The sequence below is a fragment of the Pseudoalteromonas sp. MM1 genome, assembly GCF_030296835.1.
In the GTDB taxonomy this organism is placed as follows: Bacteria; Pseudomonadota; Gammaproteobacteria; order Enterobacterales; family Alteromonadaceae; genus Pseudoalteromonas.
On the sequence record NZ_AP027923.1, the window covers coordinates 271608 to 294688 of the forward strand.

The window sequence follows — 23081 nt, forward strand, 5'->3', positions numbered from 1 at the left end:
CGCATACGCCCTAACAAAATAACAATAATTATAGCTTTTGTTGACTGTTAAAGTTAAAAATTTACTTGTTTAGCCCTAATTTTAAAGCCGCTAAGGACTGATCTACATGATAGCAGCAGCTGTTTTTGCGATTATTTAAAGCAGTTTTAGCTCGTCATATTTGCTTACCTAAATACAAATTATGTCAAAAAAACGTAATTTATAAATAAACAGGCATTGATTATACGAATAAAAAGGAGCTTATTAAGTATCGATAATATGTTGCATAAGTTTACAAATACGCAATATAATGCAAATGGTTGTTATTTGCATATGCGAATGCGTATGCCCGCTATTTATTTAATGAGCTAAAAATGAATAATAAAAAAACCTTTAGCGCTTCAAAGCGCCGCCATTTAATGGCGTGCGTATTGGCATTGGTAACCGCTACGGTGATGATCACCGGCATGACTACCTACTTACCTTTGCAAATGAGTGAACAAATTTTATTGCCTATTTTGCTGTTTCCAATTATTTGGGTTGGGCTTTTTATATACGCCTACATTAGCGAAAAAGCATGGCAGCCATTTTTACTTATGATCACTTTGTGTTTAGTGCATGGGATTTTAAGTTATTTTGCATTAATGCAGGGGCAAGGATGAAATCAATTACTTTAAAAAAGCTATTTTTATTACATAGTTGGGTGGGCGTAGTTACTGCTGTTTTATTATTTGTTGTGGCTTTTACTGGCGCGTTAGCAGTGCTTGCAAGGCCCGAACTTAAAATTTGGGCTAACCAATCGCTGCAACAAACCCAGCAAATCCCCAATAGTGAAATAACCAAATTAGTTAATACATACCACGCGCAAGTACCTGAAGAATTTGGTGAAAATATTCACGTGTTTATGCCAACAGGACATAATTTTCATTTACTGACTTTAGTATTTGAATCGCACCATGGTGATGAGAATTACCAGCAAGAAGTACTTCGGGCATTCGAATTTGACCCAGCAAGCTTAGCGTTGGTAAATACCTACTATGGCCCTAGTAAGCAATATTATGCCAATAGAAAAACAGATGCAGCCAGCTACATTGGTGAGTTCCACGCCGACTTACACTTAGGGCGACCTATAGGGCTTATTTTAACTGGGTTTTTAGGTTTAACATTATTAGTAAGTACGGTAACTGGCTTATTTATACATCGTAAATTAATTAAAGAGCTATTTACCTTTAGATGGCTTAAAGGCTTTGATATAACCATAAGTGACGGCCACAAAGTAATGGGCATTTGGGGCAGTATTTTTAATATTGTTATTGGTTTTAGTGGCGCATTTTTAGGGCTTGCAACCGTAATTTTGCTACCTGCAGCTGCTTTTGTAAGCTTTGGTGGCGACCAAGATAAGTTGATAGAAACTTTTACAGCTATTCCTGAGCCAATAATTAGTCATGTAAATCAACCTACTAGCATAACCGCTATTTTAAGTGATGCGCAGCAACGCTACCCACATGCTGTTATTTTAGATGCCACGGTAATGGCACATAACGATGCAAACGCACAAGTGTATTTACGCCTTTTAGGAGGCGAAGCTGTGGCTTCTCAGTTAGTGCATTACAATGGTCAAGGGGAGTACATCACCTCAATGAGTAGCTTTGGCGATATAGCAGGGGTATCAATTAAAATTATTGAAATACTCTTCCCGCTCCACTTTGGTAATTTTGCCGGTCTATTTGTGAAGTTACTTTGGGTAATGCTTGGCTTAGCATGTGCCTTAATGCCACTCTCTGGCATGATGATGTGGTTAGCAAAGCGTACCAGAGGCAGTACACCAACGCTTAGCGCTGATGCGTATGCAAGGTGGAACCGTTTTATTATAGGCAGTTGTGGTGGTTTAGTGTTGGCTTGTTGTGTGTTATTCCCTGTGCAAGTACTTTTAAACTATGCCGTGGCGGGTACTGAGCACAACGCTTACTTTGGGCCGGTATTTTTTTACTCTTGGTTAGTATGGATGGTGATTGCAGCACTTTGGAAAAATTATAAAAACTACTTTAGAGCAACCTTGTTGCTTTGCGCCTTGTTTTTAATGAGTGTTTTACCACTTAATAGTGTGTTGGGCGTAAATAACGTTTTTAATGCGAACAGCACTCTGGTGGTCTTTACAGATGTTAGCTTTTTAATTGTTGGGCTGGCGTTTTTATGGGGATACTTAAAAACAAGCTCTGAAGCTATGCCACTTACAGAGGTAAAAGCAGCATGAACATAGTTTTGATAGTTATTGCGCTAGCGAGTTTACTGGCCGCTTTATTATTAATCAGAAGTAAGCACGGCAAAGCAGCCTATAAGTGGCTGTATTGTTGGGCTTTAATAGCTATTGCCTTAGCGTGCTTTATACATGTTTACGCTGTGATAGCGGGCATTGTATGCACCATTGCAGCGCTTACTATAATGGGCATACTGGTTGCGTTATCTGTCGGTAAACAACACACTTAGCTTAAAAAGGCTTTGGCTGTATCGATTCCCATTTTATATCCATCGTTAAGCCGTTTAACGTTTTTGGTTGTACGACCCACTCTAAATTGAGACGGTGGAGCGATTATATTGACTTTGCAATCTTGTGGCGGGTTATTAATAAAATCTATGCTGGTGTTGTAAACATGCGCTCTGTTAATCGCACTTTTTATTAAAGCGGGGTAGTCTCTATATAGTTTTTTAGTTAACCACTGCGATTTACTTGGCTTTTTTCTATAGCCTAGAGGCTGAGAAAGAACAACGGTTATTTCTTGAGCGCCCATTTCGTAAGCTTTAATTACGGGAATAGAGTCTGCTACGCCGCCATCGGTCATCGCAATTTCATTAATTATAGGGTAGTTACGATATGCAATTGGAATCGCACACGATGCTTTAAGTTGCTCTACCATCGCATCACTACTTGCTTTAAGGTAGTGGGGCTGCCCTGAGCTGATAGCGGTAGAAACGATATAAAATTCGTGATCTGCCTTCGCAAAGGCTTCTGTATTGAGGGGGATCTCTTTAATGGTTGCTTGCCACAGCCAATCTAAATCAAACAAGTGACCGCCTTTAATAAAGCGCGCTAAATTAATAAATTCAGGCCGACACGAAAAATCGGTAATAACATGGTAATTTCGTTTAGGTTGTTGGCATAAATAAGCGGCTATATTGGTAGCGCCAGCAGAAACCCCAAAGTAATTAGTAAAAGGTTGATAACGCTGCGCTAAAAACTCATCCAATACGCCGGCGGCAAAAATACCGCGCATTGCGCCTCCCTCAACCACTAAAGAATGTTTATTGTTATTATTAATCATACTATTACCTCCCTTTTGATGATATTACCAACTAACCAAGTAAAGCGCGATAAAATGATTAAATAATTGGCTGTATAAATTTTTATAAGTAGGCTGTAAAAAGTGTTTAGCTTTTAATGTGTTTTGTTTCATCGCCTGAATTAGGGATTTCTGATAAAGTATTTATTAATACAAGGCTTTGTTAATATTAAAGAATCGTTATTTATGACTGACTCAAGTGTGACCGTATTTAGTAACCTGCAAAATAAGTTAGGCGAAAGCCCGCTTTGGCACCCTTTGCTTGAAACGCTATTTTGGGTAGATATAGAAAAAAACCTACTGCTGAGTAAGTGTGTAACAAAGCCTGACTCACTAACACAAGTTGAAATGCATGATACGGTTTCAGCTTTAGCGTGGCTTGATAAAGCCCACCTTATTATTGGCACAAGTACGGGGATTTATAAATACCATATAGCTTCTGGGGTGCGCCAAACGCTTACATTGTTAGAAAACACCCAGCCCACACGACGCGCTAACGATGGCCGAGCCGATCCTTGGGGTGGGTTTTGGCTAAGCACTATGGATAAAAACGCCCGCACAGGCGAGGGGAAAATTTACCGTTTTTATCAAAATTCGCTTAATTGCGTGGTGCAAGGTTTAACCATTCCCAACGGGTTATGTTTTGATAAAGCACGCTCACGTGCTTATTACTGCGACTCTAAAGCCAGCTGTATTTTTACTTTAAATATAAACCCACAAAGTGGCGAGCCTATATTGCCCGCCCAAGTTTTTTATCAATTTAACAATACCCAAGTTGACCCTGATGGTTGTGTGATTGATGCTCTTGGCAACTTATGGCTTGCGGTATGGGATATGGGCTGCGTTATGTGTTTATCGCCAGACGGGGAGGTTTTAAATACACTGCCGCTTGCTGCAACAAAACCTACAAGTGTTGCCTTTGGTGGCAATAAAGCACAGTGGCTATTTGTAACCTCTGCCAATGACATTAATGCAAAAAATAACCCGTCATTGCAAGGTAATGTGTTTAAAATAACAGGCATAAAAAACGGGCAGCTAGAGCCGCCCGTTACTTTATAAAGTATTTAGTTACTTAAATTGGCACACCTTATTTCGGCCTGTTTCTTTTGCGGTATAGAGTGCTTGATCGGCTTTACTTATAAAGCACTGCGGTGTGCTATTTTTATACGGCATGGCAGAATAAAAACCGATACTTAACGTTAAGTACTCACTTACGGTAGAATTGTTGTGTTTTATGCCAGCCGCTTTAATTGCTTGTTGAATTAAGTGGGTAAATTGCAGGCAGTCTTGCTCATTAGTTGCCGGTAAAATTACGGCAAATTCTTCACCGCCATAGCGCGCGGTTAAATCGCCCTCGCGTCGGCATTGCGACTTAAGCGCAGCTGCCACTTTAACCAAGGCTTCGTCGCCTTTCTGATGGCCGTAACTGTCGTTGTAATTTTTAAAAAAATCTATATCGCACATAATTAAGCTAACGGGTTGCTTAGCTCGTGCGCAGCGTTTAATTTCGCTCTCTAGGGCTTTGTCAAAACAACGCCTGTTTGCAATTGTGGTGAGGCTGTCGGTATTTACAAGTTGGTTGAGTTTGTGATTCGCGGTAATTAGTTGCTGTTGAATATGCTGAAGCTCTTGTTTGTAGTTCAAGTTTTTAAACGCATTCGTGATTATTTCACCAACTAGCTTTAACCTAATTAAGTCTAAGTCTGTCCACTCACGTTTTTGTTTTACACAGTCACAACCTATAAAGCCTACTAGATCTTTATCGTAGCGAAGGCCAATACATAACACCGATTGAATACCTTCACGCTTTAGTTCTTGTTTTTCTTTAGTCGCCTTTGCTGGAAGGCCGGCAACATCATTTACTCTAAATAAGTGTGTGGTATCCATTAAGTTAGTAAAGTAGGGGAGTGAAGTTTTTGGGACATGCTGTAGCTGATCTTTAAATGGTTGAATGCCTTGATTAACCCATTCATGAGTATTTCGCATTAACTGACCATCATCAGAAAATTTAAATAAGTAGCTTCTATCGGCATGGCATACGGTGCCAATGGCTTTAAGCGCAAACTCTATATGTGTGTCAATATCGTTAATTTGAATATCTATTAAGTCGGTAGAAATTTTTGAAATAATTTTATCAAAGTTATATTGCGCATCTTCGTTGTGTTCAATTACCTCAAACGTAGCAATGTATAAATGGCTGTTTAATTGAGCGAGTTTGGCGTTTAGTAATAGGCCCTTAGTTTGTTTTTGTACACATACGTGGCAGTTAGTATTTATAACTAAGTATTTTTCAAACAATTGCTCAATAGTAAATTGCTTTTTACTTTCTGGACTACTTAGCGTGAGGTGCTTAAAATCTGAATTTTTTAAGGTTGTCTGTGAGGGTAAATCAAACATACTTTGCGCGTGAGAGTTTGCTTGAAAGGTCTGTTTTTTTGTATCACAAAGTAACACGGCAAACGGAATAAGTTTTACAGTACTCCATACATCTTCGGTTGGTTTTGAGCCCACTCACTACTCCAGTTTGTTTTACATACAATTTTATTATTCCTATTGTAATATTTAGTCTAACTTTAGCTATTTTGCGAAGTTTTTAGTGCGTTTAAGCGGGCTTCGTATTACAATTGCTACTGTATATCATTACTCTTTTCTACTCTAAGCCATCTGCTGGCTTATTTGCAATTTAAGTATAGGTTTTTCAAGCATTTCATGACAGAAATCACTACACACCAGGCGTCTCGTCGTCGGTTACTTATCGCATTAGCGATAACATGTTCATTTATGGTCATTCAGGTAGTAGGCGCTTATTATGCTAACTCGCTGGCTGTACTTGCTGATGCAGGGCATTTATTTGTGCATAATAGCTCGCTATTTATTGCACTTATTGCTTCAAGCTTAGCCATTCATTTTGCTAAAACTTATAACGATGGTTACCAACGGGCTGAGCTAATTGGTGGTTTAGTGAATGGTTTGCTGTATTTGGCGATAAGCTCCGTTATTTTGTATGAAGGTGTAGAGAGGATTTCCCATCATAACGAGGGGCATGATTTAGCTATAAACAGCTTTTTAATGTCGAGCATTGCCTCTGTGGGGTTTTTATTTCATGGTGCTGCAGCGTGGGTGCTTTATAAAGGACGTAAAGCAAGCATTAATGTGTATGCTGTATTTTTGCATTCGTTTTTTGACATTATATCGACTATTTCTACGTTTATAGCCGGTGTACTTATTTATTATACGGGCTGGAGCATTATCGATATTTTATCGAGCATGCTGATTGCCTCGTTTGTGTTATTTACCGGCGGAAAAGTGATCACTAGCTGTATTAAAGGTCTGTTTTTTAATAACGCGAAGTTACCTAAAGTGAAAGACATTGAGCAGTCGATTACCGATTTAGAGCATGTGCATAACGTACATAATGTAACCGTGTCGCGCAAAGACAACGATATTATTGTCGGTGCTCACGTGGTGTTAAAGCAGCATTGTACAATTGAAAAGCACGATGAAGCCTGCCGTTTAAAAATAGAAAAGCTCCTCGCTGCGCGTTTTAATGTTAAAACCAGCGTACTACAAATAGAAAGCCACGAATGCCAGCATATTCATAGCTAACTTTTTATTAAACTATGAATATGCTCATGTGTTTTGGGGTTTTGTAATTGCGCCGCCCGCATCGGTTTTGCAAAATAATAACCTTGTAAAACATGGCAGCCTAATCCCTCTAAAAAGGTTTTTTGTTGCTTAGTTTCTACGCCTTCGGCGATGCAATAAAGCTCAAGGTTTTGGGCTAACGTGTAAATGGTTTTGATTATCGACTCATCACTTTTATCAACCCCAATGCTGTTAACAAAACTTTGATCTATTTTAATTACATCAATAGGAAATTGGCTCAAATAAGTGAGTGATGAGTAGCCAGTGCCAAAGTCATCTAATAACAGTTTAAAACCAGCAGCCTTTAGCTTTTGTAGTTGTTTTGCGGCTTTATGCTTATCTTCTAGTAATATGTTTTCTGTTATTTCTAGGCGCAGTTGCACAGGGCTCATTTGATGCTGTGTTAAAATATTGGTCAGCCTAGTTGCTATATTTGTCCTTAAAATGTGCTTAGGCGACAAGTTAAGTGAAATATAAAATAACGGGTTGCTAGCTAATGTAGGTGCAAGCTCTGTTAGCGCACGCTCTAAAGCCTGCTCAGTTAACGCTTCTATAAGGCCTGTTTCTTCAGCAATAGGGATAAATAATGCCGGCGAGACAAATTGGCCGTTATTTTCCCAGCGCATAAGTAACTCAACCCCGTTTATTGTTTGTGCGTGCGTGTCGATTATGGGTTGGTAGTGATTAAATAATAAATTATCTTTTGCGGCATCTTTTAAATCGTTTTCGAGGATTAGTTTTTGTTTTATTTGCTCGTTCATCGAATCGTTAAAAAACTTAAACCCGTTTCGGCCTGCTTGCTTTGCATGCATCATGGCTACATCAGCATTTCTGATCAGTAAATCGGTCGAGCTGGCATCAAATGGGTATAAAGCCACGCCAATACTGGCTGATATATTAATAGAAAAATCTTCGATAATGACCTTATTGGCAAGTTCTGAGCTGATACTTTTAACTATGTTATTAAGTGCACCAATGTCTTCTAGGTTATCAATAAGCACTAAAAATTCGTCACCGCTTTGGCGGCCAAGGGTGGCATTGCTTGGCAACATAGCGCTTACTCTTTGGGTAATATTACACAGTAGTTGATCTCCCACTGCGTGACCAAATGTGTCGTTTACCGGTTTAAATTTGTCTAAATCAATAAATAGTAAAGCACTTTGAGTTAGCTCATTGTGCGCTTTTTTAATCGATTTACTAATTTTTTGATGCATTAAACTACGGTTAGGCAATTGTGTAAGGGGATCGAAATTAGCTAAATAGCGCAGCTCGTCTTCCGCTTTTTTTTGCTCTGTTAAATCAGAAATAACAATCACATAATAACTTATGCTATGTGTGTCTTTGGCAATTGCTGTGGCGCTTATGTGAATGGGATGGTGCTGGTTAATCGATGTTTTGATAACCGCATCAGTGCGCCAATTTTGCTTTGCTGCTAAGCTTTTTAATGTGCTAGCGTAGCGTTTACATTGCGCTTTACCTATCGCATTAACAAACACTTTTAAGCTAAGCGGGTGCGTGTGATTTTGCGAAAAGGTTTTTATAAAACTGTTATTGGCAGAAACAGGCACTAAGTTATTATCCAAAATAAGTAGCCAGTCGTTTATTTGCCCAAACGCTTCACCTAAAATATTGGCTTGTTGCTCGTTTGCCCGCTGTTCAGTTATGTTGGTATATATACCAGATACAGACACCGGTTTATTTGTTTGTTCGTCATAAATAATTTGCCCTAAATCTTGATACCACAACCAATGGCCCAGCTTATGCTTTAACCTGTAAGTTGCTTGCCAGTGCTCATGCTTTTTTTGTTTGGTAAAATTTAACCAATGCGAAATAACCCGCGGTTTGTCTTCAGGGTGAATTAAAGTTAAATAATGTTTTAACGGAATACGGCTTGGCAAATTAGTATACCCTAGTTCACTCCCCCGGTTTGTATTTACCGAATCGTCGCTGTAATGGTAATCCCAGATGCCACTTTTATTGTTACTGAGCGCAAGCTCGGTTTGTTTTTGCGAGTGTATTGTCGCTTTTTGCGCGTTAGCTATTGCTAGCTGTCTGCTTCTGTACTGCCAAAACAGTAAACACAGCACTGCTATGGTAATTATAATATAAGCCGCATACGCATAAGGAGATTTCCAAGGCGCAAAGGCTACTTTAAAGTTTAAAATTGCCGGCTTTGAATCAGTTGCACTATTAAAATTAACCGCACTGGCTTTTAATTGATAATTACCAGGCGGGAGCTTTGTAAAAAATATTTTGTTTGTTTTTAAATCATCATATTCTAGTGAGGTAGGCCCTTGCAGCGTTATTTTATAACGCGTTTCTGCGTTATTTTGAAAATCAAAATTCGTAAAACTGACCTCTAACCCCATATCTTCATGCGATAGATGCAGTACGTTGGTGGCAAACTGGTTTGGCTGATAGTTTAAATCGCGCGACATTAAAGTAATATCGGTTATTGATGTTGTGGTTTGTGTAGTTTGCTCCAAAAACTCAGCCGGGTTAAACGAAACAGCGCCATAACTACTGCCAAACATAATATTGTTATTTTTAAGTGTAATAGCCCCTAAAGGGCTAAATAAATTAACCGATAAACCATCTTTAACCGTAAAAACCTTCAACTTTAATGTATTCGTATTTAAGCGGTACAAACCATTTTTACTGCTAAACCATAAATAGCCATAGTCATCGCTAATAAGTGAATAAATAGACTGTGTTTTTAAGGTATTACTTACGTTAAAATGGTACTTTTTTTCAAAGCTTTGCGCATCTATACCCACTAGGCCTTCACTGGTTGTGGCGAGCCATAAAATGTTGTTTTTATCCGTTAACCAGTTTTCTACTGTGTGGTAATTTTGGCTGTCTTTTTTACTGGTTTTGTAAATAGTGGTAAGGGTGTTTGTTTGCTCATTAAAACGGTAAAAGTGGGTAGTTGTACTTAATACAAACTCATTTGGGTAATCATCAAAGGGGCGATGGAAAGTATAGGCTTCTAGTGGGTCAACGTGTTGTTTTAATCCGTTTATTTCGCGCGTTAAGCCTGTTTTACCATTGTATACATAAAAACTATGATCATTATAAAAAGCGAATGTGTCGGGGGCTACTTCTGATAAACCATAAATAGCAGTTTCTTTAGGCATTGCGTTATTTAAATCTTTTTTTGCAACAGCGGTGCCTGTTTCTTTGTCAAATAAAATTAAACTGTAGTACCCCGTTAGCCATAAATACCGCGACGTTGGGCCTAAATACGCTTTATTAATTGCAAAAATAGCGTATTCACCATAAACCGCTTTTGGGTCTTGCGAAGTTAAGTAGTAGGTTGTTTTATTTTTAGCATTTACATGGGCAAGACCATTATCGGTGCCGTACCATATAGTTGAGTCATCGTCTTGGTAAATACTATTTATAAAATTGTTTTCGGGTAGGGTGGTTTTGTTAAAGCGCCGCGTATTTATAGACCATGTGAGCACACCTTGAGTGCGTGACGCTAGCCAGAACACGCCAGTCGGATCAACCATTAAATCGTTAATAGTGTTTTCGGTAATATTGAATTTACTTTGATCAAAGCTAAGAATTAACTCTGTAGCGCCTTCTTCTCGGTTAAACTCGAACAAACCATGCTCCGTGGCGATAAATTCACCATACGGTGTATTACTGTAATCCCAAATATTGTAATCAGCAATTATGCTTGTAGTGTTTTGAGCTACATTGACCTTTGCTGAGTCATTTAAATTTAACGCGTACATGCCCTCAACGGTGCCTATTAATAACCCTAGTGTGGGATCTACAGATAAAAACTTAACATTATTGTTATCAGCTGTTTGTTTATCGGGGGTATGTAAACGAAGGGGCGTTAATGATTCTGTTTTTAGGTTGTAACTAAATAACCCCGTCTGTGTGCCTATAAAAAGCGTATTTTTGTGATATTTTAACGCGCGAACCATGTTCTCTTCACTCTGCATAGTAAACTCTAAAGTAAGTGAGTTTGTTTTTGAGTTAAGTGAGTACACGTTGTTTAAAATAGCAAGATAAAAGGTATCTTGGTGTTGCTCAACTGCTTCTATTGAGCCGTGGCTGGTTGTTTTTCCAGCAAGGTTGCCTGAAAATATATTGCGTGTAGTTAACGTTTTAGGGTTAATTAAATAAGCACCGGCAAGCTCAGTAGAGACAATAATATTGCCTTCATTTGTTTTAAATAGCGTAGTAATGAAGTTTTCGTTTAGGGTAAACCCGCCATCAAATGGGGTCACAGTGTAACCATCAAATCGATTTAGCCCTTGCGCTGTGGCTATCCAAATGTAACCTAAATCATCTTGCAAAATTTTAGTTACATAGTTTTGAGATAAACCTTCATCGGTAGATATTCGTTGTAGTTGTTGAGCATAATTTGTGGTGGCCGATACGCTAGTAATACAAAGAAAACATACAGTGGTGAAGAGAAAAAACAAAATACTCAATCGCACTAATAAACTCGCTCTAGGGCAGGGGTATACATCTAAAAGTTAAATATAGCACATTTTTTATGTTGTGGATTACAACTTATAAACAACTAAATTAAAGGGCTAACTTAGTTGTTTATAACTATTTAAGCTACGCTTGCTAATTATAATTGCGTAAAGTGGTGTGTTATGGTTACTCACAATAATTTAACTGTAAATAACAGCGTATTATTAGTGATCGATATTCAAGATAAGCTTTCTCCCGCTATAAGCGAATTTTCTGAATTACTAGAGTGGGCAATAAAAATTGCCAAAGTAAGTGGTATTTTTAAAATTCCTAATATAGTTACTGAACAATACCCTCAAGGGCTTGGCAGTACAAACAGCCTATTAAAAAATGCACTTTTAAATGCACAGACTATTGAAAAAACACATTTTAGTGCATGCAATGAGGCGATGTTTAATGCTGTCACTAAGCAGCTTGCACGTATACAAATTGTAGTAATAGGCACAGAAGCACATGTATGTGTTTTACAAACATGTTTAGACTTAATAACGCAAGGGTTTGAGGTACACGTAGCAGCAGATGCGGTGGGCTCACGAAATGCGATGCATAAATCGCTAGCTTTAAAGCAGTTACAACAGGCAGGGGCAATAATTACAAGCGTAGAAAGTATTATTTTTCAGTGGACAAAAAATGCAGCATTGCCAGAATTTAAAGCCGTTTTATCAATAATTAAATAAAGTTGGCTAGCTAGTCTATAGTAATAACAAAATGTGGTCTTAATTATCGGCCAATACGTACATAGTCAGAATATGTTTAAAATTTTAATAGCTTAGGGTATTTATGAATAGTGTAAGTCGTTTATTCACCATAATATTTATTTTTTTGTTTGTGGAATCTATAGCCTTAGGCTTGTATTACGAGACACTTACACAGGCATTTATTGTTGGCTTACCTTTATGTTTAATGCCTGTGTGGTTACTCAAAACTCAGCCAAATAGCCCAATTACAGGCCATGTTGTTGCTGCGGCTATCATGATGTTTTCTTTTTTGCATATACAACAAGCCTATGGATTAATAGAAATACACTTCGAAATATTTATTCTAATGGCCATGTTGATCATGTTTGTGCAGTGGCAGGTATTTATTACAGCCATTATTTTTGTGGCCGTTCATCATTTAAGTTTTTACTTTTTACAAACACAAAACACCGGTTTTTATGTATTTGACCCAGACAGACTAGCGTTTACAACCGTGCTTATACATGCAGGTTATGCAATCGTAGAAGTGTTTGTAGCAGGCTACATTGCAAAAACACTGCAACAAGAGCGCCGAGCAGGGTTATCTTTAACTAAAGCTACAGAAGCGATTATGCACGACCCTGAGCATATACAGCTTTCACTTAGAGCGGACGATAAAAACAGTAATGCAGTAGCGGGCTTTAATACTTTATTGGGCTACTTATCGGATGTAATTAGGCAAGTACAAACGCAGTCTCTTTCACTGCAGCAAAATTCACAGCAGCTAATAAATGTGCATGATGAGCTAGCAAGCGGAGCAGAGCAAAGAAAGCAACAAACTAATGACATAGCTGGCTCAGGTGCTCAAGTTGCACAGGGTTTTAGCTTAGTTGAGCATGAAAGCGAAGTGTTAAAGCAAGAGGTAGACAATATTAGTCAAGCTGCTCATAGTGCGTTAAATGATGTTATGCAAACCGACACTAAAAGCACAGAGTTACTTAATTTACTTAATCATACAGAAGAGCAAATAAATCATTTAGTGGCCGCTGGCGATGTAATATCAGGGTTATTAAATGAAATATCAGGTATTGCAGAGCAAACTAACTTGCTTGCGCTTAATGCAGCCATTGAAGCCGCAAGAGCGGGCGAACATGGCAGAGGGTTTGCTGTTGTAGCCGATGAAGTCAGAACGCTTGCTACAAGCAGTAAAGCCACGACAGATAAAATTGCATTAACATTAAAAGATTTGGTTACAAATAGTAAAACCTCAACTCAATCAATGAGCCAGTGTGTTGATTTTGTGGTTGATCTAACGCACATCAGCACCACCATGAAAGAAAACATAAGTGCCATGAGCGAACAAATTAAAGCCGTTAATCACAGTGCTCATTCTGTTGCGCAAGTGGTTGCTGAACAAGCTGTAAACACTAAACAAATCGCCTCAAGCACAGAGCAAATGCAGCAAAGCCAGTACCAAGACAACAAAGTGGTAGAAAAACTAACGGAAAAAGTACAAATGATCGACGTAAGTATTGCGGTATTAGAGCAAAGCATTGCTAAATTTAAGTAATTCATCTGCTAAAATGAGTGCAGTGATTGTTTTGTGGCTGGTACTTACGGTCTCTGGTTTAGTTTATTATCAATACAATCAGTTACGTGTATTTGATAGTGCTGGTGTACTTGAGCAAACTGGGTGGTTTACAAAATTTAAACACCATATAGGGTTTACAGCCGCAAAGCATAATTCGTTGATTATCGTCACGGATCCTAATTGCGGCTGTACCAAACAAGCTCAGCCTCATTTAAAACAATTAGCGGCATTTTCTAAAGCGCAAAACTTTGCGCTTATCAATATTGAGCAAACAGCCTCCTTACAAAAGCTGCTCCCAGCTACACCGGCTGCTGTGGTTATTAACGATAAAGGTGACTTTGTTTATGCTGGGCCACTCTCTCAAGGCCTTGGTTGCGCACAGGGCAGTGGTTTTGTTGAAACGGTTATAAATAATCTGGTAGCGGGATTTAACAGCGAACTGTTACTTAATAAAACCAGTGGTTGTTATTGCACTGCTTAATATTTGTGAAAAATGAATCGTTTCCGAGATTTTCAATTTAAAAAAGTATCTCATTATTGACCCAAGGTAATGCTTAATGCCATATAAATTTAATAAAATATACAGTGTCAGTATTGAGCTAGGTGAGTTTTTCTTACTTAATGAAAAAGGGTTCGAACAAACTATTAAATTGACCGAGGGCCAGTTTAATAGTTTGATGATATGGTAATCCACGGCTATAACTGACCAAGAATAGAAGTTCTTTATGTAATGAAAAATAAAAGATGCGATGTCGCTACTCTGCAAAGCATCGGCCTAAATAAACTCTACCTTTAAGTAAGCCCAATCAGTTTTCGTAGATTTAATAGTCTAATAATCACTATAAAGCAGTTACTTTAATAGACGTTTGTAAACAATTTCTCGTTGTTTAAGTAATTTACCTAATAAAAAACATAATTATTTTTAGAGTGTAATTTAGCTAATAAATCTCAATTTAAGTGTCATATTTAATTATAAATCAATAAGTTCTCAACATGCCGTGGATTCTCGATTTAAGTGGCACTGATCTTAAAATTTTCGAAAAATAAGATTTTTACTGCGAAACAATTGATAACCATTATTGTTTAGATTAATATGCAGCTACTAAATGAAATTGAGAGTAGTTTTTATTCATGTATGTTTGTCTTTGTCACGGTGTGACCGATAAAAAAATTGAGCAAACAATTGACGATGGTGCAACCACCATGCGTGAATTAACTAAAGAGCTTAAAGTAGGCAGCCAATGCGGTAAGTGTTGTTGTTGTACTAAAAAGATCCTAAATCGCAAACTTATTGAGATTGCAGATATTACCGATCAAGTCGCTTAATTCGTTATTAAAAAATTCAAATACAAAAAAAGCAGCTTTATAAAGCTGCTTTTTTATGACCTAAATTTAGCTTACAGCTGAGACTGTAAGTAATTTTCAAGCCCCGTGTTTTGAATAAGTAATTGCTGGGTTTCTAGCCAGTCAATTTGTTCTTCCTGCTCGTTCAAAATATTATCAAGTGCTTCACGGCTAATATAATCTTTTTTGTTTTCAGCTAATTTAATGGCACTGCGCAAATCATCAATTGTATCGAGCTCAAAGCTCATATTTGCGGCAATCATTTCTTCGCTGTTTTCGCCAATGCGTAAACGGCCTAAGTCTTGTAAGTTAGGTAAGCCTTCTAAAAATAAAATACGCTCGATTAAACGGTCGGCATTTTTCATTTTTTGAATTGAAACTTTGTAGTCTGCTTTATCAAGCTGGCTAAAACCAAAATCTTTAAACATACGAGCATGCAAAAAGTATTGATTAATACCTACAAGCTCATTAGCGAGTACTTTGTTTAAAGCTGCTATAACGTCTTTATCGCCTTTCATACTTTATGCTCCTTACTCGCCCATTTGTGCTTGATGGTAGTTTTGTGTGCCAATTTTATCAATTAGACCAAGTTGTTGCTCTAACCAATAAACGTGATCTTCTTCGGTATCAAATAATAGCTTTTCTAATACTTCGCGCGACTGATAATCTTGTTGTTCTTCACAAATAGCAATTACCTCTTTAACACATGCCACTACTTCAAGCTCTAGTGTTAAGTCGTTCTGCATCATGCTTTTTACATCGTTACCAATTAAAAGGTCACGGCGTTTAGTCATGTTAGGCACGCCTTCTAAAAACAAGATGCGTTTGATTAACCAATCTGCGTGATCTTTTTCTTCTTCCATTTCATGGTTAAGGCGCGCATATAATTTATCTAAACCCCAGTCATCATACATTCGTGAATGAATAAAATACTGGTCAATTGCTGCTAACTCATTGGCTAGCAAAGTATTAAATGCATCGATTACTTTTTGATTACCTTTCATGATAAATCACCTTAACTATTTTAATTGTGCACAGTGTAGTTAAATCTACGTATTTTGCAAGTTTTTCTATAAAAATCATTGATTTACAATTGGTTTTGATTCTTATTTAAGTTTGCGTTATTGCTTGGTTTGTGTACAGTTTTGTATTTTTATTTAAAGGGTAATGCTATACCCACTTGTGCCGTTTGCACCATAAATAAACACCACTGAGTATAAAAAAAGCTAACGACAGTGATATTAAAAGCCATAAAAATTTTACAATTGGCCCTGCAAATGCGCCAGTATGAAACACATATTTAAAGTTCCATACATGGGTAACTGCATTTGCTTTACTGGCATCATACGCGCTAAGCACGTTAGCGTTATATGGGTTTACCCACACCCAGCTATAAGCGTGGCTTTCTCCTGGGTTTTGTAGGCGTAAAGCGATTGGGTCATCGTGTTTTTTAGGTAAGTAAATACGATACAAAATACCCTCAGGAAATACATCAAGGGCGTTATTTATTGCTTGGTCGTAGTTAGTAATTACTGCTGGTTTTGCTATCACTGTGGGCGCTTTAGGCCTATTTTGTACGTGAGAAAATGCCGCGGTTTCTACTAATGTTTTGGTCGCACTTTTCCAATTAAAGGTGATACCGGTAAAGGCAATAAGCATTAGCGGTAATAAAACATAAACACCAATCACGGTGTGTAGCTGATACATAAGTACTTTAAATTTGGCTTTAGGTTTAATCGCCAGTCGTTTTAGGCGGTTTTTAGGCTTAACCCATAAATAAAAACCCACTAACACATTTATTATTAATAATAGGGCACATACAGAGACCACGTTTTTTAGTGGTTTTTCACCAAAGACTGTTTCAAATAATAGCCAGCGATGCAAAGCAAGGGTAAAACCATACAGCGTGTCTTTTGTTTCGTATTGAAAAATTACTTTGCCCGTATACGGGTTTACACTGGCGTTACTGCCATCACCTAATCTAAATTGCCAGCTGGCATTAGGGTTACTGAGAGGCATAAAGCGGGTGATTTTTTTATCTGTTTGCTGCTGTACTGCGCGGATTAATTCTCCGTGGCTAAGCGTTTTGGTTTGTGGTTCTACCTGCCATTTATCGGGCTGAATATAATATTGTATGTCATTTGCATAGAGTAAAATGGCACCGCTAATACTGAGTATTAACAAAAAAAGGCCACTGAGTAAGGCAAGGTATAAGTGAATTCGACGTAACCAGATTTTCAAAAGTAATCTCTATAATAAGCAGTTACAGCGATTGTAAGTGATAGAACAGGTGTTTATCAATTTATAAAATGTGACCCTTTGTGTAAGCAAACTACTGTATATAAAACCGCGAACAACACGCCAAGCTTTAGACCCTTAAATAAAGTTTAAAAATTTAGTGGCTTTAAGTCAGTAAAAGTTCGTATGAGTAATGCGCTTTAATTTTTATAATAATGAAATAAACACCAGCTAAAAATTAAAATATGCACGGTTTGCGTTCTTGCTTATTTTTACGTGTAAATTTTAATTGCAACTTATTGATGTTTAAACTGTAATTATGTGATGTATTTAAACGCTTTGCGGGCTAAAACTTGCGTCTTTTAGGTTTTAGTGCATTAATATAAGTAATAAATAATACAATTACAGTTATTGGATATATAGCATGGTTGAAGGAAAAAAGTATGGGCTGCTAAATGGCACAGCTCAGTCTGTGCGTAGTAAGCTGATCATTACTTTTTTAGTTATTGCTATTGTTCCACTTTGCTTGCTGACCTGGTTTAGCTTACAGCACGTTAATAATACCTTGCAAAAAAATGCAAATGCAGAACTTCATGAATTAAGCTCTATCGCATCAGAGTTTGCTAATTTATGGTTTGATGATCACCTTACTGATTTATATACCTTTAAAAACCAGCTTTCTAATTTCCCGCTTGAACAAAGCAAATTAATAAATCATTTTGTTAATCAATATGACTTTGTAAACAGTATAGAAATTATCGCTGCATCGGCACTTAAGCAGCCCATTATCTCGCCTTACGGGCAGATAAACAAAGGTGAGCTTAGTACGCTTATAAATTCGGTTAATAGTTCAACGCCAGCCGCTTTTGGCTCTGTTATGTTAAATGGCAAACAGTTTAATATTGTGGCTATGCCTTTGCTTAATTCGGCGCAACAACTAGAGGGTGTAATTCTCACAGAAGTAAATATTAATGGCCTTTTAAAAAGCTTAAACACCATTCACAACATGCACAACGAAGTGAGTTTTTTTGTACTACATAATAATAAAATAGAGCGCTCTTCAGTAACAAATGCAGATGAGGCGCCTGTTTTTTCGCAAACGGCCCTCACCAGTAAGCAAGTGTTTGATTACGCCAGTGCCAACGGCACGACATACCATGCATATATTAGTGATTTAAATTTTTTAGGTGTGCAAGGGTGGCAACTTTTAGCAGCAAAACCTTTGCATATTATGCTCAAAGACTCTACTTATTATAAGCAGCTGGCTATTTTTACAAATGCAGTTTCTTTACTTCTCATTTTATGCGCAGCGTGGTGGTTTAGCCGGCGCTTAGCTAAGCCTTTAATTCAGCTTACCTCCGTAATGGCACGAATTACCAATGGCGAGAAAGTAAAGGTGCCTACTTTAACTGATAGCCACGAGTTAAATAGGTTATCAGTAGATCTTCAAAAAATGGTGGCATTTAAAGAAGAGCAGCAGAGCATATTGCAAAAGCAGCGCTCTGCTTTGCAAACTGCGTTTAAACAATTGGATGAGCAAAAAAGTGCCCTCGATGAGCATGCCATTGTTGCGGTAACAGATTTAGCGGGCACCATCACTTTTGTAAATAAGAAGTTTTGTGAAATTAGCGGCTATGAAGAACATGAGCTTATAGGCCAAAATCACCGCTTACTTAATTCAGGAAGGCACGACAAAGGCTTTTTTAAAAGCATGTATAAAACCCTTAAACGGGGTGAAGTATGGAACGGCCAAATTTGTAATAAAGCAAAACATGGCGGTTTCTATTGGGTAGACACCACCATAGCGCCATTTTTTGATGAGCACGGTAAACCGCAAAGCTATATAGCCATTCGTACTGATGTCACGCCATTAAAATTACAAGAGCTTGAACTGGAGCAGCACAAAACCCAGCTTCAGTTAGTCATAGATACCACCGCAGTAGGAATATGGGATTGGTTTATAGATACCAGCAAAGTGACGTTTAATAATCGCTGGGCAGAAATAATAGGCTATAAGCTCAGTGAGCTAGAGCCAACAACAATTGATACTTGGTATAAGTATGCACACCCTGATGATTTAGTTATTTCAGAGCAAAAATTAAAAGCGCATTTTAACGGTGATACAGACTACTATGTCAGCGAAGCGCGGATGAAACACAAAGATGGCCACTGGGTTTGGGTGCTTGATACTGCAAAAGTAGTCGACTGGAACTTAGATGGCTCGCCTCGTCGTATGATTGGCACACATTTAGATATTACCGAGCGCAAGCAAATTGAATCTGAACTACAGCATAGCCGCGATCGCTTTGCTTCTTTGGTGGCAAATATTCCAGGGGTAATTTATCGATGTAAGTATGATAAAGCTTGGACAATGTTGTATATGAGCGATCAAGTAAAAGATATAACAGGGTATGCGCCTGAAGACTTCATTAATAATAAAACACTTAGTTTTGTGGATATTATTCATGAGGGGGATAAAAAGGCTGAGTTACAAATAAGTACCTGCATTGCTCAAAAATTACCTTGGTCTATTGAGTACAGAGTAAAAAGAAATGATGGCAGTATTCGTTGGGTACACGAAAAAGGCCAAGCAATTTATGGTGATGACAACGAAGTCCTTTATTTGGATGGCTTTATTTTAGACATTACTGAGCGCCATAATACTCAAGTAGAAATTACCCGCCAACAAAACTTGCTTGAGGCAATGAGTAAACAAGGCCAAATTGGCGCATGGGAAATAAACCTTGAAAACCAAACCATGTATTGGTCAGACGAAGTAAAAGTTATACACGAAGTACCGCAAGGCTTTGAGCCTAGCATTGAAACAGCTATAAATTTTTATAAGCCAGGAGAGCATCGTGAGACAATTAGCACGTTATTTGAATGTGCGGTAACACTAGGTGAAAGCTGGAGTGTTGAGCTGATAATTTTAACTTATACCGGTAAAGAGCGCTGGGTTAAGTCGATGGGGCAGGCGGAATTTAAAGACGGTAAATGTGTGCGTGTGTTTGGCTCTTTTCAAAGTATTGATGCACATAAACGCCTAGAACTAGAAAGCGAAAAAGCAAACGCCTATAACAAAAATTTAGCCTCATTAACGGTCTCGCCAGAGGTACAAAATAGTGATGTTGCGCAAGTTAAAAAGCTGGCGATAAAGTCGATGGTGGAGGTATTAAATGTTGAGCGTGCCTCTATTTGGATATTTAACAAACAGTGCGACGAAATGGCGTGCCATGGTTTATATACAAATCAAGATGGATTTGTGGATTTTGACGGTGTTCTTAAAAAGGCTGATTTTCCAAGTTACTATGAGGCTATTTTTGAGCAAAACCTAGTGGCAATCGAAGATGTATATACGCATAAAGCAACCATTGAATTTACTCAAAGCTATACTCAACCATTAAATATTCAGTCGATGCTGGATGCGGTTATTTCATCAGGCTATGGAAATTTAGGTATTTTATGTGCAGAAACTGTAGGGGTTAAGCACATTTGGACGCAAAGTGAGGAGACTTATTTGCGCTCTTTGGCTACGTTAGTAGGTAGCACATTGGTCTCGCAAAAGCGTAAAGAAACCGCTGAAAAGCTAAAGGTTGCGTTGGTGCAAGCACAAGATGCTGCTGTAGCAAAAAGCCAGTTTTTAGCAACCATGAGCCATGAAATTCGCACGCCGATGAACGGCGTATTAGGCATGTTAGAGCTGGTAGAATTAGAGCCATTGAGTAAACCAATAGAAAAAAAGGTCGCTATTGCTAAAAGCAGTGCTCACTCCTTACTTGGTGTTATTAACGATATTTTAGATTTTTCAAAGGCGGAAGCAGGCAAAGTTGAGCTTGAGCATATACATTTTAATGCTCGCGACTTAATTGGCGAAATAGCTGAGGCACAAGCCTTTACCGCACAAGAAAAAGGCATTGAGATTATTTTAGATTTAGTTTCTTTGGAGCCTTCTCATTTAATGGGCGACCCTGGGCGCATACGTCAAGTGGTAACCAACTTAATTAGTAATGCGGTTAAATTTACCAGTCAGGGTGAGGTGGTAGTGAGCGCCTCTATAGAAAAAAACGAGCAAGACCTACTGCTAAATATAAAAGTAAAAGACTCAGGAATAGGCATAACCGAAGCAAAACAACAGCAATTATTTACCCCTTTTTCGCAAGTGGATGCATCAACCACACGGGAGTACGGAGGCACGGGGCTAGGGCTTGCTATATGTAAACAGTTATGTGAGCTAATGAATGGTAAAATTTCACTGGTGAGCAAACCTGGCAGAGGCAGCGAATTTACTGCAACCATGCAAGTGGCTCAAGGCATCGAAAAAGAACGTACTATCCCTAATATAAATATGAGTTCGTTAAATGTACTCGTAGTTGATGATAACGAAACTAACCGCTTAGTTATCTCTCAGCAATTAGGGCATTGGGGGGCTAATGTTACGCTTGCTAGTAGTGCAAAACAGGCGCTTGAACTTTGTGCACAGCGCATAGAAAAAAACCAGCCTATGTTTGATATTGCCGTGCTAGATATGCAAATGCCAGAAATGGATGGTATGGAGCTTTGTAAATTATTAAAAGCCCATGATGATTATAAAGCCATGCCACTGGTAATGATGACCAGTATTGCAGGCATGGAAGGTGCACAGCGCTATTCAAAAATTGGTTTTCAGGCGTATTTTCCTAAGCCAGTTACAACCGCTGATTTAATATCTGCGTTATCGGTTATTACAAGTTCAGACAGCACTGAACCCCTTCCTCTAGTGACCCCAGGGTATATTTCGTCACTAAGAAAAGAAAAATCAGACACACCTGCAAAAATTTTATTAGTTGAGGATAACCCCGTTAATCAGCATGTTTCTACACTTATGCTTAAAAAGCTAAATTGCGAAGTGATACTGGCGCAAAATGGTCAAGAAGCCATAGATACTTTAAGTGAGCATAACGAGGGGTATTTTGATTTAGTATTAATGGATTGCCAAATGCCGGTAATGGATGGCTTTGACGCCACGGCTAATATACGAGACGGTATGGCAGGGGGTGAGCACAAAGCAATAAAAATAATTGCCCTAACCGCCAATGCAATGGACTCAGATAAAGAACGTTGTATAGATGCCGGTATGGATGATTACTTAACTAAACCCATACAGCTTGATATTTTAAAAGAAAAAATAGAGCAGTACTTTTAGGATTAATAACATGAGTAAACAAATACAAATACGCGATGCTAAAAAAAGCGACGCGCCAACCATTTTACAGTTTATTACCGAACTGGCTATTTACGAAAAAGAACCCGATGCAGTAAAAACAGATGAGCAGGCAATTATAAAAACATTGTTTAGTGAGGGGGCAACAGCACATAGTGTTATTTGCCTTGAAAATGATGAGCCTATTGGCTTTGCGGTGTATTTTTATAATTACTCTACTTGGCTGGGTAAAAATGGCTTATATTTGGAAGATTTATACGTAAGCCCTGATAGCCGAGGCAATGGTGCGGGTAAATTAATAATGAAGCACCTGGCTAATAAAGCCATAACAAATGACTGTGGACGTTTTGAGTGGGTAGTACTGGATTGGAATAAACCCGCTATAGATTTTTATAATAGCATAGGGGCAAAAGCCCAAAACGAATGGATAATCTACCGCTTAGCAGGCCAAGACTTACTCGATTTTGCAGAGCAGTAATTATACTAAGTCGCTTAATTAAGTGGGTTAGTATGATACTTTTAAAATAAGTTGAGTGCCGAAAACGGCCAGTGTCTGCTTTAAAAAT

At 38.1% G+C, this 23081-nt stretch carries 17 protein-coding genes; 11 read left to right on the forward strand and 6 right to left on the reverse strand.

From position 1 onward, the window contains the following. The first annotated feature begins 353 nt into the window (after positions 1 to 353). From QUE46_RS17885 to QUE46_RS17895, 3 genes are read left to right on the forward strand one after another with little or no spacing between them, the layout of a single operon-like run. Positions 354 to 641 (forward strand): hypothetical protein, encoded by a 288-nt coding sequence (locus tag QUE46_RS17885; RefSeq protein ID WP_286249063.1) that lies wholly within the window; start codon positions 354 to 356, stop codon positions 639 to 641. Beyond that, positions 638 to 2233, forward strand: coding sequence for a PepSY domain-containing protein (locus QUE46_RS17890; RefSeq protein ID WP_286249065.1), 1596 nt, complete (start codon positions 638 to 640; stop codon positions 2231 to 2233). The genes QUE46_RS17885 and QUE46_RS17890 overlap by 4 nt, the downstream gene beginning before the upstream one ends. Continuing rightward, positions 2230 to 2466: a hypothetical protein gene (locus QUE46_RS17895; RefSeq protein ID WP_286249066.1), complete on the forward strand. Its 237-nt coding sequence runs from the start codon at positions 2230 to 2232 to the stop codon at positions 2464 to 2466. Before QUE46_RS17890 ends, QUE46_RS17895 begins: the two co-directional genes overlap by 4 nt. Here the strand turns inward: QUE46_RS17895 and QUE46_RS17900 are convergent. Continuing rightward, entirely contained in the window at positions 2463 to 3299 is an 837-nt protein-coding gene (locus tag QUE46_RS17900) for a patatin family protein (RefSeq protein ID WP_286249069.1), read from the reverse strand. The genes QUE46_RS17895 and QUE46_RS17900 overlap by 4 nt on opposite strands. A gap of 204 nt (positions 3300 to 3503) precedes the next feature. Here QUE46_RS17900 and QUE46_RS17905 point away from each other — a divergent pair, with 204 nt between their 5' ends. Further along, positions 3504 to 4376: an SMP-30/gluconolactonase/LRE family protein gene (locus QUE46_RS17905; protein WP_286249072.1), complete on the forward strand. Its 873-nt coding sequence runs from the start codon at positions 3504 to 3506 to the stop codon at positions 4374 to 4376. Between the two features lie 9 nt (positions 4377 to 4385). On the opposite strand, the gene QUE46_RS17910 is transcribed toward QUE46_RS17905, so the two are convergent. Continuing rightward, positions 4386 to 5828 carry a diguanylate cyclase domain-containing protein gene (locus QUE46_RS17910; RefSeq protein WP_286249073.1) on the reverse strand — a complete coding sequence of 481 codons (1443 nt, stop codon included), beginning with the start codon at positions 5826 to 5828 and terminating at the stop codon, positions 4386 to 4388. A 198-nt stretch (positions 5829 to 6026) separates the two neighbouring features. On the opposite strand from QUE46_RS17910, the gene QUE46_RS17915 reads away from it, so the two are divergent. After that, positions 6027 to 6923, forward strand: coding sequence for a cation diffusion facilitator family transporter (locus QUE46_RS17915; protein WP_286249075.1), 897 nt, complete (start codon positions 6027 to 6029; stop codon positions 6921 to 6923). Here the strand turns inward: QUE46_RS17915 and QUE46_RS17920 are convergent. Then, positions 6920 to 11416, reverse strand: coding sequence for an EAL domain-containing protein (locus QUE46_RS17920; RefSeq protein ID WP_374761413.1), 4497 nt, complete (start codon positions 11414 to 11416; stop codon positions 6920 to 6922). The two genes, QUE46_RS17915 and QUE46_RS17920, sit on opposite strands and share 4 nt — an antisense overlap. Positions 11417 to 11587: 171 nt before the next feature. On the opposite strand from QUE46_RS17920, the gene QUE46_RS17925 reads away from it, so the two are divergent. The 4 genes from QUE46_RS17925 to QUE46_RS17940 all read left to right on the forward strand — a co-directional run bounded on the left by QUE46_RS17925 (position 11588) and on the right by QUE46_RS17940 (position 15059). Further along, on the forward strand, positions 11588 to 12142 hold the full coding sequence (locus tag QUE46_RS17925) for an isochorismatase family protein (RefSeq protein ID WP_286249079.1): 555 nt from the start codon (positions 11588 to 11590) through the stop codon (positions 12140 to 12142). A gap of 103 nt (positions 12143 to 12245) precedes the next feature. After that, complete coding sequence (locus QUE46_RS17930; RefSeq protein ID WP_286249080.1) at positions 12246 to 13712, forward strand: methyl-accepting chemotaxis protein; 1467 nt, start codon at positions 12246 to 12248, stop codon at positions 13710 to 13712. Then, a complete protein-coding gene (locus QUE46_RS17935) occupies positions 13696 to 14214 on the forward strand; it encodes a DUF6436 domain-containing protein (protein WP_286249082.1) in 519 nt (172 codons plus the stop codon). Before QUE46_RS17930 ends, QUE46_RS17935 begins: the two co-directional genes overlap by 17 nt. 650 nt (positions 14215 to 14864) lie before the next feature. Continuing rightward, a complete protein-coding gene (locus tag QUE46_RS17940) occupies positions 14865 to 15059 on the forward strand; it encodes a (2Fe-2S)-binding protein (RefSeq protein WP_286249084.1) in 195 nt (64 codons plus the stop codon). Positions 15060 to 15130: 71 nt separating this feature from the next. On the opposite strand, the gene bfr (QUE46_RS17945) is transcribed toward QUE46_RS17940, so the two are convergent. The 3 genes from bfr (QUE46_RS17945) to QUE46_RS17955 all read right to left on the reverse strand — a co-directional run bounded on the left by bfr (QUE46_RS17945) (position 15131) and on the right by QUE46_RS17955 (position 17318). After that, positions 15131 to 15595 (reverse strand): bacterioferritin, encoded by a 465-nt coding sequence (gene bfr, locus QUE46_RS17945; RefSeq protein ID WP_004588793.1) that lies wholly within the window; start codon positions 15593 to 15595, stop codon positions 15131 to 15133. A 12-nt stretch (positions 15596 to 15607) separates the two neighbouring features. After that, a complete protein-coding gene (gene bfr, locus QUE46_RS17950; protein ID WP_286249089.1) occupies positions 15608 to 16081 on the reverse strand; it encodes a bacterioferritin in 474 nt (157 codons plus the stop codon). A gap of 166 nt (positions 16082 to 16247) precedes the next feature. Then, positions 16248 to 17318 carry a PepSY domain-containing protein gene (locus QUE46_RS17955; RefSeq protein WP_286249092.1) on the reverse strand — a complete coding sequence of 357 codons (1071 nt, stop codon included), beginning with the start codon at positions 17316 to 17318 and terminating at the stop codon, positions 16248 to 16250. A gap of 421 nt (positions 17319 to 17739) precedes the next feature. On the opposite strand from QUE46_RS17955, the gene QUE46_RS17960 reads away from it, so the two are divergent. Continuing rightward, complete coding sequence (locus QUE46_RS17960) at positions 17740 to 22497, forward strand: PAS domain-containing protein (RefSeq protein ID WP_286249094.1); 4758 nt, start codon at positions 17740 to 17742, stop codon at positions 22495 to 22497. Between the two features lie 10 nt (positions 22498 to 22507). Beyond that, a complete protein-coding gene (locus tag QUE46_RS17965; protein WP_286249096.1) occupies positions 22508 to 22993 on the forward strand; it encodes a GNAT family N-acetyltransferase in 486 nt (161 codons plus the stop codon). The last annotated feature ends 88 nt before the right edge of the window (positions 22994 to 23081 follow it).

Coding starts and splice junctions, on each gene's coding strand:
- bfr (WP_004588793.1), bottom strand. CDS start 15,595: ATGAAAGGCGATAAAGACGTTATAGCAGCTTTAAACAAAGTACTCGCT.
- QUE46_RS17900 (WP_286249069.1), bottom strand. CDS start 3,299: ATGATTAATAATAACAATAAACATTCTTTAGTGGTTGAGGGAGGCGCA.
- QUE46_RS17960 (WP_286249094.1), top strand. CDS start 17,740: ATGGTTGAAGGAAAAAAGTATGGGCTGCTAAATGGCACAGCTCAGTCT.
- QUE46_RS17930 (WP_286249080.1), top strand. CDS start 12,246: ATGAATAGTGTAAGTCGTTTATTCACCATAATATTTATTTTTTTGTTT.
- QUE46_RS17965 (WP_286249096.1), top strand. CDS start 22,508: ATGAGTAAACAAATACAAATACGCGATGCTAAAAAAAGCGACGCGCCA.
- QUE46_RS17890 (WP_286249065.1), top strand. CDS start 638: ATGAAATCAATTACTTTAAAAAAGCTATTTTTATTACATAGTTGGGTG.
- QUE46_RS17905 (WP_286249072.1), top strand. CDS start 3,504: ATGACTGACTCAAGTGTGACCGTATTTAGTAACCTGCAAAATAAGTTA.
- QUE46_RS17895 (WP_286249066.1), top strand. CDS start 2,230: ATGAACATAGTTTTGATAGTTATTGCGCTAGCGAGTTTACTGGCCGCT.
- bfr (WP_286249089.1), bottom strand. CDS start 16,081: ATGAAAGGTAATCAAAAAGTAATCGATGCATTTAATACTTTGCTAGCC.
- QUE46_RS17915 (WP_286249075.1), top strand. CDS start 6,027: ATGACAGAAATCACTACACACCAGGCGTCTCGTCGTCGGTTACTTATC.
- QUE46_RS17885 (WP_286249063.1), top strand. CDS start 354: ATGAATAATAAAAAAACCTTTAGCGCTTCAAAGCGCCGCCATTTAATG.
- QUE46_RS17925 (WP_286249079.1), top strand. CDS start 11,588: ATGGTTACTCACAATAATTTAACTGTAAATAACAGCGTATTATTAGTG.
- QUE46_RS17940 (WP_286249084.1), top strand. CDS start 14,865: ATGTATGTTTGTCTTTGTCACGGTGTGACCGATAAAAAAATTGAGCAA.